The organism is Microbacterium pygmaeum (assembly GCF_900100885.1).
GTDB classification, from domain to species: Bacteria; Actinomycetota; Actinomycetes; order Actinomycetales; family Microbacteriaceae; genus Microbacterium; species Microbacterium pygmaeum.
The window spans coordinates 2,934,362-2,948,544 of record NZ_LT629692.1 but is presented as its reverse complement, the minus strand read 5'-3'; the positions used below and the strand labels follow the sequence as shown (position 1 = coordinate 2,948,544).

At 63.6% G+C, this 14,183-nt stretch carries 8 protein-coding genes and 3 rRNA genes; all 11 read left to right on the top strand.

Features of this window, described 5'->3' with window-relative positions; genetic code table 11:
• Nucleotides 1-43: 43 nt before the first annotated feature.
• A complete protein-coding gene (tyrS, locus tag BLT19_RS14155; protein WP_231917671.1) occupies nucleotides 44-1,345 on the top strand; it encodes a tyrosine--tRNA ligase in 1,302 nt (433 codons plus the stop codon).
• A 9-nt stretch (nucleotides 1,346-1,354) separates the two neighbouring features.
• Nucleotides 1,355-2,140, top strand: coding sequence for a DUF4184 family protein (locus tag BLT19_RS14150; RefSeq protein ID WP_091491489.1), 786 nt, complete (start codon nucleotides 1,355-1,357; stop codon nucleotides 2,138-2,140).
• 670 nt (nucleotides 2,141-2,810) lie between these two features.
• Nucleotides 2,811-4,332 (top strand): 16S ribosomal RNA (locus BLT19_RS14145).
• A 405-nt stretch (nucleotides 4,333-4,737) separates the two neighbouring features.
• Nucleotides 4,738-7,842 (top strand): 23S ribosomal RNA (locus tag BLT19_RS14140).
• 131 nt (nucleotides 7,843-7,973) lie between these two features.
• Nucleotides 7,974-8,090 (top strand): 5S ribosomal RNA (gene rrf, locus BLT19_RS14135).
• Together the 16S, 23S and 5S rRNA genes form the textbook arrangement of a ribosomal RNA operon.
• A gap of 23 nt (nucleotides 8,091-8,113) precedes the next feature.
• Complete coding sequence (locus BLT19_RS18015) at nucleotides 8,114-9,502, top strand: primosomal protein (protein ID WP_231917670.1); 1,389 nt, start codon at nucleotides 8,114-8,116, stop codon at nucleotides 9,500-9,502.
• Entirely contained in the window at nucleotides 9,502-10,539 is a 1,038-nt protein-coding gene (locus tag BLT19_RS14125) for an HAD-IIA family hydrolase (protein WP_091491487.1), read from the top strand. Before BLT19_RS18015 ends, BLT19_RS14125 begins: the two co-directional genes overlap by 1 nt.
• A gap of 41 nt (nucleotides 10,540-10,580) precedes the next feature.
• Nucleotides 10,581-10,748, top strand: coding sequence for a hypothetical protein (locus BLT19_RS17790; RefSeq protein ID WP_172825637.1), 168 nt, complete (start codon nucleotides 10,581-10,583; stop codon nucleotides 10,746-10,748).
• Nucleotides 10,745-11,545 (top strand): TlyA family RNA methyltransferase, encoded by an 801-nt coding sequence (locus BLT19_RS14120; RefSeq protein WP_091491484.1) that lies wholly within the window; start codon nucleotides 10,745-10,747, stop codon nucleotides 11,543-11,545. Before BLT19_RS17790 ends, BLT19_RS14120 begins: the two co-directional genes overlap by 4 nt.
• A complete protein-coding gene (locus tag BLT19_RS14115) occupies nucleotides 11,542-12,486 on the top strand; it encodes an NAD kinase (RefSeq protein ID WP_091491482.1) in 945 nt (314 codons plus the stop codon). The genes BLT19_RS14120 and BLT19_RS14115 overlap by 4 nt, the downstream gene beginning before the upstream one ends.
• Nucleotides 12,483-14,174, top strand: coding sequence for a DNA repair protein RecN (gene recN, locus BLT19_RS14110; RefSeq protein WP_091494066.1), 1,692 nt, complete (start codon nucleotides 12,483-12,485; stop codon nucleotides 14,172-14,174). The genes BLT19_RS14115 and recN overlap by 4 nt, the downstream gene beginning before the upstream one ends.
• Nucleotides 14,175-14,183 lie beyond the last annotated feature (9 nt).

The following is a 14,183-nucleotide window of genomic DNA, read 5'->3' as shown; positions in this document are numbered from 1 at the left end:
CCCGGCACCGGGGGCATCCTTGCCCGCTGGTAGCCTGGAACGCGTGTCATCCCCCGCCGTGAGCGCGACCGCGCCCGCCAACGATCCGACGTTCGAGAACGTCTGGGACGAGATCGTCTGGCGTGGCCTCGTGCATGTATCCACCGACCAGGAGGCGCTGCGCGCGCTGCTCGCAGGGGCTCCGATCACGTACTACTGCGGCTTCGATCCGACCGCTCCGAGTCTGCATCTGGGCAACCTCGTGCAGCTGCTCCTCATGCGCCGACTGCAACTGGCCGGTCACAAGCCGCTGGGTCTGGTGGGCGGATCGACCGGACTGATCGGCGACCCGCGCCCTACCGCCGAGCGCACGCTCAACACCCGCGAGACGGTCGCTGAGTGGGTGGGCTCCCTTCGTGCGCAGGTGGAGCGCTTCCTCAGTTTCGACGGGGAGAACGCGGCGCGCATGGTCAACAACCTCGACTGGACCGCGCCGATGAGCGCGATCGACTTCCTGCGCGAGATCGGCAAGCACTACCGCGTCGGGACGATGCTGAAGAAGGACGCGGTCAGCGCGCGCCTGAACTCCGAAGAGGGCATCAGCTACACCGAGTTCAGCTACCAGATCCTCCAAGGGCTGGACTACCGCGAGCTGTTCCTGCAGTACGGCTGCGTGCTGCAGACCGGCGGCAGCGATCAGTGGGGCAACCTCACCAGCGGCGTGGACCTGATCCACAAGTCCGAAGGCGCGGCGGTCCACGCGATCGGAACACCGCTGATCACCAACAGCGATGGCTCGAAATTCGGCAAGAGCGAGGGCAACGCCATCTGGCTGGACCCCGCAATGTGCAGTCCGTACGCGTTCTACCAGTTCTGGCTCAACAGCGACGACGCGGATGTCGTACAGCGGCTGAGGGTGTTCACCTTCCTCACGCGCGATGAGATCGACGAGTACGAGCGACTCGTCGCGGCGGAGCCGTTCCGTCGTGAGGCTCAGAAGAGGCTGGCGCGCGAGGTGACGACGTTCGTGCACGGGACGGATGCCACGGCCGCCGTGATCGCCGCATCCGAGGCGCTGTTCGGCCAGGGTGATCTGCTGTCGCTCGATGCGGAGACCCTCGCCAGCGCGCTGCGGGAGCTGCCCCACGCGGAACTGCCGATCGGCACGAGCGTCACCCAGGCGCTCGTCGAGACGGGCCTGGTCACCAGTCTCAGCGAGGCGCGACGAGCGATCGGCCAGGGCGGGGTCTCGCTGGACGGCGTCAAGGTCCACGACGAAGCGGTGGTCATCGACGGTGCGCTGCCCGGTCGCGTGTCGGTGCTCCGCCGCGGCAAGAAGACCCTGGCCGGACTCTTCGTCCGCTGAGCGGGTCGCGTGCCGTTCACCCCCAGCCATGCGGTGGTCGCGCTGCCGTTCCTGCGCACGCCGTTGGTGCCGGCGGCGATAGCGATCGGCGCGATGACACCTGATCTGCCGCTGTTCGTGCGGTTCGGCGTCCCGCCCTATGCGGTGACGCATGACCTCGTCGCCCTGCCGCTGACACTCGCCCTCGCTCTGCTGCTGCTGTCGGTGTGGCGCTGCATGCTGCGACCGGCCGCTCGAGAACTCGCGCCGGTCGGCCTCGCGCGAAGGCTGCCGGTCGCGTGGGACGGCGGGCCGCGCGCGAATCTGCGCGAGACGTTCCCTTCGATGGCGGGCGTGCTCCTGCTGCTCGCCTCGCTGGCGATCGGCGTCGCGTCGCACATCCTGTGGGATCTGTTCACGCACGAAGACCGATGGGGGAGCGAGGCTCTGCCGATCCTCGCCGAGAAGTGGGGGCCTCTCCCCGGCTTCAGGTGGCTGCAGCACGGCTCGAGCCTGATCGGCCTCGTCGTCCTCGGGGTGTGGGCGATCGTCTGGCTGCGTGATCGGGCGGACGTTGGATCCGTCGACCGGATCCTTCCGGGGTGGGCGCGGTGGTCGTGGTGGGCATCGCTGCCGCTGATCCTCATCGGTGGGTGGGTCTACGGCCTGGTCGCGTACGGCGCGCTGGACGCGGACTGGACTGCCGCGCATCTCGCCTACCGGGTGCTGCCGAGGGCGTGCACGATCTGGGGCATCCTGACGCTGTGTCTTTGCCTCGCCGTGCAGGTCATGCGCGTCGCGCGACGCCGCGCATGACTGTGCTCAGCCGTCTTTCCGCGGAAATCCGGCGCGACACGCCCGGGCGACGGGCCGGATTTGCCCAACTGCCAGATGGCACGTAACTTATTACTTGTTCGCCCCACAGGGAAGCGGAGAGGCCGAGAGCCTTACCCCCCTCAAGCGGAGAACCACCCCCCATCTGAAGAACACTCATTGAGTGTTCGCGACCTTCGGGTCTACGATGGAGGTTCCCACTCCTCGAACCTGTCGAAGAGTGCTGTTCACAGACGCTTGATCGTCACGAACAGCCGATTTGACAGGCTGACGGAGAGGGAATAAGATAGAGAAGTTGCCTAGCGAGCCGGCTGAAATGCCGAGACGCAGGGCCGCCGATCTAGCTTCGTGAGATGCCGTCACTGACAGCTGCACTCGTCATCATGTCGAGAAACGCCGATTTGACAGCTGCAACACGATGCATAAGATAGAGAAGTTGCCCTGCCGGGCCGGCTGAGAAGCTGGAAGCAGGAGCATCCGATCCTTGAGAACTCAACAGCGTGCACTTGTCAAATGCCAAAAAACCTCGCGGTCAGCTCTGCTGATCGATGAGATTCTTTTGAGATTAAACGGATATGTCAGTAATGACATCCGATCGTCAGATCAAACTCGCTCGGCCGAACCCATTCCGGTTCTATCGCAGCAAAATTCTTTTACGGAGAGTTTGATCCTGGCTCAGGATGAACGCTGGCGGCGTGCTTAACACATGCAAGTCGAACGGTGAAAGAGAGCTTGCTCTCTAGATCAGTGGCGAACGGGTGAGTAACACGTGAGCAATCTGCCCTTGACTCTGGGATAAGCGTTGGAAACGACGTCTAATACCGGATACGAGCTGTGAAGGCATCTTCAACAGCTGGAAAGAACTTCGGTCAAGGATGAGCTCGCGGCCTATCAGCTAGTTGGTGAGGTAATGGCTCACCAAGGCGTCGACGGGTAGCCGGCCTGAGAGGGTGACCGGCCACACTGGGACTGAGACACGGCCCAGACTCCTACGGGAGGCAGCAGTGGGGAATATTGCACAATGGGCGCAAGCCTGATGCAGCAACGCCGCGTGAGGGACGACGGCCTTCGGGTTGTAAACCTCTTTTAGCAGGGAAGAAGCGAAAGTGACGGTACCTGCAGAAAAAGCACCGGCTAACTACGTGCCAGCAGCCGCGGTAATACGTAGGGTGCAAGCGTTATCCGGAATTATTGGGCGTAAAGAGCTCGTAGGCGGTTTGTCGCGTCTGCTGTGAAACCCCGAGGCTCAACCTCGGGCCTGCAGTGGGTACGGGCAGACTAGAGTGCGGTAGGGGAGATTGGAATTCCTGGTGTAGCGGTGGAATGCGCAGATATCAGGAGGAACACCGATGGCGAAGGCAGATCTCTGGGCCGTAACTGACGCTGAGGAGCGAAAGGGTGGGGAGCAAACAGGCTTAGATACCCTGGTAGTCCACCCCGTAAACGTTGGGAACTAGTTGTGGGGTCCATTCCACGGATTCCGTGACGCAGCTAACGCATTAAGTTCCCCGCCTGGGGAGTACGGCCGCAAGGCTAAAACTCAAAGGAATTGACGGGGACCCGCACAAGCGGCGGAGCATGCGGATTAATTCGATGCAACGCGAAGAACCTTACCAAGGCTTGACATATACGAGAACGGGCCAGAAATGGTCAACTCTTTGGACACTCGTAAACAGGTGGTGCATGGTTGTCGTCAGCTCGTGTCGTGAGATGTTGGGTTAAGTCCCGCAACGAGCGCAACCCTCGTTCTATGTTGCCAGCACGTAATGGTGGGAACTCATGGGATACTGCCGGGGTCAACTCGGAGGAAGGTGGGGATGACGTCAAATCATCATGCCCCTTATGTCTTGGGCTTCACGCATGCTACAATGGCCGGTACAAAGGGCTGCAATACCGTAAGGTGGAGCGAATCCCAAAAAGCCGGTCCCAGTTCGGATTGAGGTCTGCAACTCGACCTCATGAAGTCGGAGTCGCTAGTAATCGCAGATCAGCAACGCTGCGGTGAATACGTTCCCGGGTCTTGTACACACCGCCCGTCAAGTCATGAAAGTCGGTAACACCTGAAGCCGGTGGCCCAACCCTTGTGGAGGGAGCCGTCGAAGGTGGGATCGGTAATTAGGACTAAGTCGTAACAAGGTAGCCGTACCGGAAGGTGCGGCTGGATCACCTCCTTTCTAAGGAGCATCTGGCACTCTTCGGAGTGTCCAGGCGCCGGATTCGAGACACACGTTCTCGACCGGTAGCTCATGGGTGGAACATTAGACAAGGTGCGAAGGAAGAAGTTCCTCACTGAGTACGCTGCTTGCAGCTGGAAACGTGGAGTTCGTCGGAGAACGCACATGCACGCTGTTGGGTCCTGAGGGACCGGATGCGCTTTTGGGCGCGACCAACCTCAGGACCTTTTCCTATGCCGGCAGCGCCGGTTGCGGGGAAGGTACCGCCCGTACTTTGAGAACTACACAGTGGACGCGAGCATCTTCGAGACGATCTTCGATCGTCTCGTAATAGATGATCTTAAAGATCATTAGTCAATTTCATGTGGACGAAAGTCCATGTCGATTCTGATAAAACTCATGTGATTTCAAGTCTTTAAGAGCAAACGGTGAATGCCTTGGCATCTGGAGCCGAAGAAGGACGTAGCAATCTGCGATAAGCCTCGGGGAGTGGATAAGCACACTTTGATCCGAGGGTGTCCGAATGGGGAAACCCCGCTGGGCGGCGTGCCGACCCAGTGACTCCCGCCTGAATATATAGGGCGGGTAGAGGGAACGTGGGGAAGTGAAACATCTCAGTACCCACAGGAAGAGAAAGCAACCGCGATTCCGTTAGTAGTGGCGAGCGAAACCGGAACAGGCTAAACCGAGTACGTGTGATATCCGGCAGGAGTTGCGTATTCGGGGTTGTGGGACTTTTCAGGCTGCTCTGCCGAGCAGCCGGCGTTACAAGAGGGTATAGACGAATGGCTTTGAACGGCCAGTCATAGAGGGTGCGAACCCCGTAGTCGAAATGCCCCCCTTGGCGCGAAGAGTATCCCAAGTAGCACGGGGCCCGAGAAATCCCGTGTGAATCTGTCAGGACCACCTGATAAGCCTAAATACTCCCAGATGACCGATAGCGGACAAGTACCGTGAGGGAAAGGTGAAAAGTACCCCGGGAGGGGAGTGAAATAGTACCTGAAACCGTTTGCTTACAAACCGTTGGAGCCTCCTTAGTAGGGGTGACAGCGTGCCTTTTGAAGAATGAGCCTGCGAGTTAGCGATATGTGGCGAGGTTAACCCGAGTGGGGTAGCCGTAGCGAAAGCGAGTCTGAATAGGGCGATTCAGTCGCATGTCCTAGACCCGAAGCGAAGTGATCTATCCATGGCCAGGTTGAAGCGAAGGTAAGACTTCGTGGAGGACCGAACCCACTTAGGTTGAAAACTGAGGGGATGAGCTGTGGATAGGGGTGAAAGGCCAATCAAACTTCGTGATAGCTGGTTCTCTCCGAAATGCATTTAGGTGCAGCGTTGCGTGTTTCTTGCCGGAGGTAGAGCTACTGGATGGCCGATGGGCCCTACAAGGTTACTGACGTCAGCCAAACTCCGAATGCCGGTAAGTGAGAGCGCAGCAGTGAGACTGTGGGGGATAAGCTTCATAGTCGAGAGGGAAACAACCCAGACCACCAACTAAGGTCCCAAAGCGCGTGCTAAGTGGGAAAGGATGTGGAGTTGCCTTGACAACCAGGAGGTTGGCTTAGAAGCAGCCACCCTTGAAAGAGTGCGTAATAGCTCACTGGTCAAGTGATTCCGCGCCGACAATGTAACGGGGCTCAAGCACGCCACCGAAGTTGTGGCATTGACATTATTGGTAGGCCTTCGTGGTCCAGCCGTGTTGATGGGTAGGAGAGCGTCGTGTGGCCAGCGAAGCGGCGGTGTGAACCAGCCGTGGAGGCTACACGAGTGAGAATGCAGGCATGAGTAGCGAAAGACGTGTGAGAAACACGTCCTCCGAAAGACCAAGGGTTCCAGGGTCAAGCTAATCTTCCCTGGGTAAGTCGGGACCTAAGGCGAGGCCGACAGGCGTAGTCGATGGACAACGGGTTGATATTCCCGTACCGGCGAAGAACCGCCCAAACCAATCCAGTAATGCTAAGTGTCTGAATCCCACTGACGGATCCCTTCGGGGTGAAGCGTTGGGCCTAGCACACGACCCTATGCTGAGGCGGTTAGCGTATTAACAGGTGTGACGCAGGAAGGTAGCCCAAGCCAGGCGATGGTTGTCCTGGTGCAAGTGCGTAGGCCGAGTGATAGGCAAATCCGTCACTCATACAGGCTGAGACACGATGCGGATAAAAAGTGGGTGATCCTATGCTGCCAAGAAAAGCATCGACGCGAGGTTCTAGCTGCCCGTACCCCAAACCGACTCAGGTGGTCAGGTAGAGAATACCAAGGAGATCGAGAGAATCGTGGTTAAGGAACTCGGCAAAATGCCCCCGTAACTTCGGGAGAAGGGGGGCCTTCGGCGTATAGGGATTTACTCCCAAAAGCGTTTGGAGGCCGCAGAGACTAGTGGGTAGCGACTGTTTACTAAAAACACAGGTCCGTGCCAAGTCGCAAGACGATGTATACGGACTGACGCCTGCCCGGTGCTGGAAGGTTAAGAGGACCGGTTAGCCGCAAGGCGAAGCTGAGAATTTAAGCCCCAGTAAACGGCGGTGGTAACTATAACCATCCTAAGGTAGCGAAATTCCTTGTCGGGTAAGTTCCGACCTGCACGAATGGCGTAACGACTTCCCAACTGTCTCAACCGCGAACTCGGCGAAATTGCATTACGAGTAAAGATGCTCGTTACGCGCAGCAGGACGGAAAGACCCCGTGACCTTTACTATAGTTTGGTATTGGTGTTCGGTGTGGCTTGTGTAGGATAGGTGGGAGACTTTGAAGCATGGACGCCAGTTCATGTGGAGTCATTGTTGAAATACCACTCTGGTCACTCTGGATATCTAACTTAGAACCGTAATCCGGTTCAGGGACAGTGCCTGATGGGTAGTTTAACTGGGGCGGTTGCCTCCCAAAAAGTAACGGAGGCGCCCAAAGGTTCCCTCAACCTGGTTGGCAATCAGGTGGCGAGTGTAAGTGCACAAGGGAGCTTGACTGTGAGACTGACAGGTCGAGCAGGGACGAAAGTCGGGACTAGTGATCCGGCAGTGGCTTGTGGAAGCGCTGTCGCTCAACGGATAAAAGGTACCTCGGGGATAACAGGCTGATCTTGCCCAAGAGTCCATATCGACGGCATGGTTTGGCACCTCGATGTCGGCTCGTCGCATCCTGGGGCTGGAGTAGGTCCCAAGGGTTGGGCTGTTCGCCCATTAAAGCGGTACGCGAGCTGGGTTTAGAACGTCGTGAGACAGTTCGGTCCCTATCCGCTGCGCGCGCAGGAAATTTGAGAGGATCTGACCCTAGTACGAGAGGACCGGGTTGGACGAACCTCTGGTGTGTCAGTTGTTCCGCCAGGAGCACCGCTGATTAGCTACGTTCGGGATGGATAACCGCTGAAAGCATCTAAGCGGGAAGCCGGCCTCAAGATGAGATTTCCATGCCTTCGGGCGAGAGGCTCCCAGCCAGATTACTGGGTTGATAGGCGAGATGTGGAAGCGTGGCAACACGTGCAGCTGACTCGTACTAATAAGCCGATGACTTGATAACACACCGTTTTTGGTGCTTGCGTCCACTGAGTGGTTCTCGATGTACGGTCGAGAACCGCATGAACTGTCCAACGAGGCAGTCGCTGTTTAGAACAGCATTCATGCTTTTGAACGATGAAACATCAATAGTGTTTCGGCGGCCATAGCGTGAGGGAAACGCCCGGTTACATTCCGAACCCGGAAGCTAAGCCTCACAGCGCCGATGGTACTGCAGGGGGGACCCTGTGGGAGAGTAGGACACCGCCGGACTTCTTTCGTGAAATGGCCACCCATTGCTGGGTGGCCATTTCTCGTTAACGAACACCAGAACAGAGACTGCCGAGAGGACCGACATGGCTGATGACGACCAGCGCGACGACAAAGCGCGGGATTCGCGTCCGAAGCGTGACGGAGATCGGCGGCAGCCTCCGCCGCGTGATGGTGAGCGGAGAAGCTCCCCGCCTCGCGACGGGGCGAAGAAGCCATATGTGCCGCGTGATGGTGAGCGGAAGTCGTACCCGCCCCGCGACGGCGCGAAGAGGCCGTATGCGCCGCGTGAAGGTGAGCGGAAAAGCTATCCACCGCGTGATGGTGAGCGGAAGTCGTACCCGCCCCGCGATGGCTCGAAGAGGCCGTATGCGCCGCGCGAAGGTGAGCGGAAAAGCTTTCCGCCTCGCGACGGTGCGAAGAAGCCGTACGCGCCGCGTGATGGTGAGCGGAAGCCGTACCCGCCCCGCGATGGCTCGAAGAGGCCGTATGCGCCGCGCGAAGGTGAGCGGAAGAGCTATCCACCGCGCGACGGCGAGCGGAGGCCGTTTCAGCCCCGCGAAGGCAGCAATCGGCCGCAGCGTGCCGGCGCGGGGCGTGAAGACCGCTCCGACCGGCAGTCGCGTCCTGAGGAGCTGCGCTCGGTCCGTCCGCAGTTCGACGAGCCGTTCGTGCCCGAGGAAGTGGTGGCGAGCGATCTGCATCCCGCCGCACGCAACCAGCTGAAGACCCTGAGTAAAGAGAACGCCGACGCGGTCGCTCGTCACCTGGCGATGGCAGCCGAGGTCATCGACGAGGACCCGCAGTTGGCTCACCGCCATGCGCTTGCGGCCGCACGTCGCGCCGGGCGCATCGCCGTGGTCCGCGAGACGGCGGCGATCACCGCATACGCGATCGGCGACTACGCTCTCGCGCTCCGCGAACTGCGTACGTATCGACGCATCTCCGGCAGCGACGACCAGATCGCGCTGATGGTGGACAGCGAACGTGGTGTCGGGCGGCCCGACCGCGCGCTCGAGGTCGGCCGCGGGGTCGATCGGGCATCGTTGACGCCCGGAGTCCGCGCCGAGCTGGCCATCGCCATGTCCGGCGCCCGTCTGGACCTCGGCGAGACGGAGCGGGCGCTGCAGGAGCTGGAGATCCCCGAGATGGACCCGGACCGCGCGTTCGAGTGGAGCCCTTCGCTGTTCGCAGCGCGTGCCACCGTTTTGGACGAGCTTGGCCGGGAAGACGAGGCCCGTCAGTGGCGCGAGCGGGCGGACATCGCCGCGGACGCGCTGGATGCCGCGCAAGGCGGCGACGATCTCGAGGTCATCATGGTCGAAGAAGTGCTCGAGCAGTATGTGGCCGAGGATCCAGCGGCGACAGACGAGGCGAAGCCCGACGAGGCGGCGGATTCCGAGGACCACGCCTGATGGCGCTGTTCGGCCGCCGGGGCGCTGAGCCGACCCCGCTCGAGGGTGTCGACGTCGTCCTCGCGGATCTCGACGGCGTCGTCTATGCCGGCGCCGGTGCCCTTCCGCACGCGGTGGAGAGTCTGCTGCGCGCACGGAACGGCCGTCGCCTCGGCTACATCACCAACAACGCGTCGCGTACGGATGCTTCCGTCGCCGGGCACCTCAGCGAGCTGGGCCTGCCCGCCGCGGCATCCGATGTCGTCACGAGCCCCCAGGCGGCCATGCGGCTGCTGAGCGCACGGTTGACCCGCGGCGCGACGGTGCTCGTCGTCGGCGGAGAGGGACTGGTCAGCGAGGTCGAGAAGGCCGGCTTCGTCGTGACCAGGAGCGCGGATGACCATCCCGATGCGGTCGTCCAGGGCTTCGCGCCGGAGGTCGGCTGGTCGCAGCTGGCCGAAGCCGCATACGCGCTGAAGCTGCCGGAGGATGAGGGGGGGATCCCCTGGATCGCCACCAACACGGACTGGACGATCCCGCAGGCCCGTGGCATCGCCCCGGGCAACGGAACACTGGTGTCCGCGGTGCACACCGCCGTCGGTCGCCTCGCGACGGTCGCAGGCAAGCCGGAGGTGCCGATCTTCGAAGAAGCCGTGGCCAGGTTCGGGGCGGTGCGTCCGCTGTTCCTCGGCGACCGCCTGGACACCGACATCCTCGGCGCGAATCGTGCCGGCATCCCCTCGGCCCTCGTGCTGACCGGAATCGACCGACCGAAGCACGTCCTCGCCGCTCCGTCGGGATCCCAGCCGACCTTCATCCTCGGCGATCTGCGCGAGTTGCACGAGCCCTATCCTGAGGCGCGGGTCCAGGACGGCGTCGTCTCGGTCGGCGACGCTCGCGTGCGGATCGACGGGCCGGACGTGCAGATCCTGGCGGAGGGAGATCGTCCGATCGATCTCGTCCGGGCCGGGGCGACGGCGATCTGGAACTCCGGCCGCGCCATCTTCGGGTTCCGAGTTCCCGAGCGCCTCTACGCCGATCCGTTCTTCCGGCCCTGACGCTCCGGGGCGATCCGCGCTCCGCCACGTATCCTGAGGGAATGGACCAGCACGCGCCGGAGGAGCAGGAGCAGGACGACCTGCTCTCGACGCTCGAGGTGATCGAAGACCAGCCGCTGAGCACCCGCGCGGCGGCCTACGAGTCGTTGCACGACACCCTCGCCCGTCGACTGGAGTCCGCCCCCACGGGTTCTGCAACGCGTCCATGACCATGCGCCTCGACGCAGCCGTGGCGATCCGCGGGCTGGCCAGGTCGCGGACGCATGCGGCATCCCTGATCTCCGAGGGCCTCGTGAGCGTCAACGGCCGCCCCGTCGTGAAAGCATCGGCCCAGGTGGGCGACGACGCGCAGATCGAGGTCTCGGCGACGGACCACTACGTCAGTCGGGCGGCCCATAAGCTGATCACCGGCCTGGACGCGTTCGGCGTGGAAGTGGGCGGACGGATCGCGTTGGACATCGGTGCCTCCACGGGCGGGTTCACACAGGTCCTGCGAGAGCGCGGCGCCGAGCCGGTGATCGCGGTCGATGTCGGCCACGGACAACTCGCGCCTGCGGTCGCCCTGGACCGCGGCGTGATCTCGATCGAGGGCTTCAACGTCCGCTACATGACCCCCGAGTCGCTCGGCGAAGCGAGCGGCATCCGCGCTGCGCCCCAGATCGTGACCGGTGACCTCTCGTTCATCTCTCTCACGCACGTGCTGCCCGCAGTGCGTGCGGTCGTCTCCGACGACGCGGATCTGGTCCTGCTGGTCAAGCCGCAGTTCGAAGTTGGCCGCACCGCCGTCAAGGGCGGACTCGTGACCGATGACGCCGCTCGTGCCGACGCCGTCGCCGGCGTCCTCTGGTCGGCGTGGGATCTGGGGCTCGGCACCCTCGGCGTCATCGAATCGCCCATCGCCGGCATGCACGGCAATCGGGAGTTCGTCGCCCACCTGGCGCCGGGCCGTGGCAGCAATCCGACAGAATGGATGAGCACCGTGAACCGACTGGCGGGGAGCACATGACCGACACGCAGCGCAGCATCCTCGTCGTCGTGCACGCCCGCCGCGATGACACCGTCGCTGCCGCACGCCGGGTCGTGACCGCGCTTCGCGGTGCCGGCGCGCGACCGGTGCTGTCGGTGGACGACCGCGACGAGCTCGGTGAAGCACTCGAGCAGCTCGGCGAGGTCGGCATCCTCGGAGTCGACGTCGCTGTCGACGAGATCGAGCTGGCCATCGTCCTCGGCGGCGATGGCACGATCCTGCGCGCGGCGGAGCTGGTGCGTGAAGGAACCGCGGCGGTCCTCGGCATCAACATGGGGCACGTGGGCTTCCTCGCCGAGATCGAGCGCGACGACATGGACGAGGCGGTTCGCCGCGCGATCGCCCACGACTATGTCGTCGAGGAGCGTCTCGCGCTGCAGGTGAGGGTGAAGGATGCCTCGGACGAGGTGATCTTCGACACGTGGGCGCTGAACGAGGCGACCGTCGAGAAGGCCAGCCGCGAGAAGATGCTGGAGGTCGTCATCGAGATCGACGGCCGTCCGCTCTCGTCGTTCGGCTGCGACGGCGTGGTCGTCTCCACCCCGACCGGCTCCACCGCCTACAACTTCTCAGCCGGCGGCCCCGTGATCTGGCCGACGGTCCAGGCGATCGCGGTGGTGCCGCTGTCTGCGCACGCCCTCTTCGCCAAGCCGCTCGTCGTCGGCCCCGAGCATGCCGTGGCGATCGAGGTGCTGGAGCGCACGAACGGCACCGGCATCCTCTGGTGCGACGGGCGTCGGTCGCACGAGCTCCCCCCGGGAGCGCGCGTGGTCGTGCGCCGCTCCGAACGCCCCGTGCGCCTCGCGCGCCTGCACCCTGCCGCGTTCACCGACCGCCTTGTGCGCAAGTTCCGCCTTCCCGTCGAGGGGTGGCGGGGTCCGGCGCAGACCGTGACGGGCACCATCGGGCCGCTCGCGTGATCGAGGAGATGCGGCTGCGCGATCTCGGTGTCATCGCGGAGGCAACCCTCACGATCGGTCCGGGCTTCACCGCGATCACCGGCGAAACCGGTGCCGGAAAGACGATGGTGGTGACCGGCCTCGGACTCCTCCTCGGCCAACGAGCGGATTCCGGCGCGGTGCGAGCGGGCGCCCCGCAGGCCTCGGTCGACGGCGTCTGGATCGTTCCGGAGTCGGGTCCGGTCGTCGAGCGCGTGCACGAGGCGGGCGGCGACGTCGAACCACTGGGCGACGGCCGCGCGGAGCTCCTGGTCGGGCGCTCCGTCACCAGCGAGGGGCGCAGCCGGGCCAGCGTCGGCGGACGTGCGGCTCCGGCCGGGGTCCTGGCCGACCTCGCCGACCAGCTGGTCGTCGTGCACGGGCAGTCCGACCAGCTCCGACTGCGCTCTGGGGCGGCGCAGCGCGACGCGCTGGATCGGTCCGGCGGCGCGTCGATCGCGGCGGCATCCACTGCGTATCAGGACGCGTATGCCCGCGCGCGATCGGTCGCGCGGGAACTCGACGTGCTCACCGGCGATCGCGATGTCCGCGCCGCCGAAGCCGAACACCTGCGATCGGCGATCGCCGAGATCGAGCAGGTTGCGCCGACACCCGGTGAGGACGCCGAGCTGTCGCAGCGCGCCGAGCGCCTCGCCAACGCGGAGGACCTGCGCAGTGCGGCGGCAATCGCTCACACCGCGCTCTCCGGCGACGGCGATGAACCGGATGTCGGCGTGCTGCTGGCGGAAACCCGCCGCGCGCTGGAGCGGGTGCATGATCCGGCGCTGGAAGCACTGGCGGCGGAGACGGCGGACCTCGGCTATCGGGTCGCCGATCTCGCGCAGAGCCTCGCCACCTACCTCGCGGACCTGGACGAGACCGGGCCGCACGAACTGGCGGCCGTCGAAGAGCGCCGCGCCGCGCTGGGTGATCTGGCGCGCACGCACGGCTCGCTCGAGGCGGCCCTCGCGCTCCTGGAGACGGGATCTGCACGGCTGGCAGAACTCGAGGACGACGACGACCGGATCACCCGGCTCGCGGCAGAGCGGGATGCCGCGGCATCCGCCCTCGATTCCGCCGCCGCGGCGCTCACCGCTGCCCGGACGACCGAAGCCGAGCGACTCGGCGCTGCGGTGACCGAAGAGCTGCGCGCGCTCGCGATGCCCGACGCCCGCGTCGTCATCCAGGTGACGCCGGGGACCGAGTCGGCCGCGGGGCGCGACGACGTCGCGATCCTGCTGGCGCCGCATCCGGGTTCCGAACCTCGCGCGGTCGCCAAAGGTGCGTCCGGCGGTGAGCTCAGTCGCGTCATGCTCGCGATCGAGGTGGTGATCGCCGCGACGGATCCCGTTCCCACCTTCGTCTTCGACGAGGTGGACGCCGGTATCGGCGGCGCCGCGGCGATCGAGGTCGGCCGCCGCCTGGCCCGCCTGGCCCGGTCATCGCAGGTGATCGCGGTCACCCACCTGGCCCAGGTCGCCGCGTTCGCCGGCAATCACCTCTCCGTCGTGAAGGCCAGCGACGGGTCGGTCACCGCGTCCGACGTGCGTGTGCTGGAAGGCGCCGACCGCGAAGCCGAGATGGCTCGACTCCTGTCCGGCATGCCGGATTCGGAAGCCGCGCTCACCCATGCCCGAGAGCTGCTGGGCCTTCGGACCCAGCCGGACTGATAGGATAAA

Bases quoted from the DNA above. Each gene is read 5' to 3' on its own strand.
- BLT19_RS14125 (WP_091491487.1), top strand. From the start codon at position 9,502: ATGGCGCTGTTCGGCCGCCGGGGCGCTGAGCCGACCCCGCTCGAGGGT.
- BLT19_RS17790 (WP_172825637.1), top strand. From the start codon at position 10,581: ATGGACCAGCACGCGCCGGAGGAGCAGGAGCAGGACGACCTGCTCTCG.
- BLT19_RS14120 (WP_091491484.1), top strand. From the start codon at position 10,745: ATGACCATGCGCCTCGACGCAGCCGTGGCGATCCGCGGGCTGGCCAGG.
- BLT19_RS14115 (WP_091491482.1), top strand. From the start codon at position 11,542: ATGACCGACACGCAGCGCAGCATCCTCGTCGTCGTGCACGCCCGCCGC.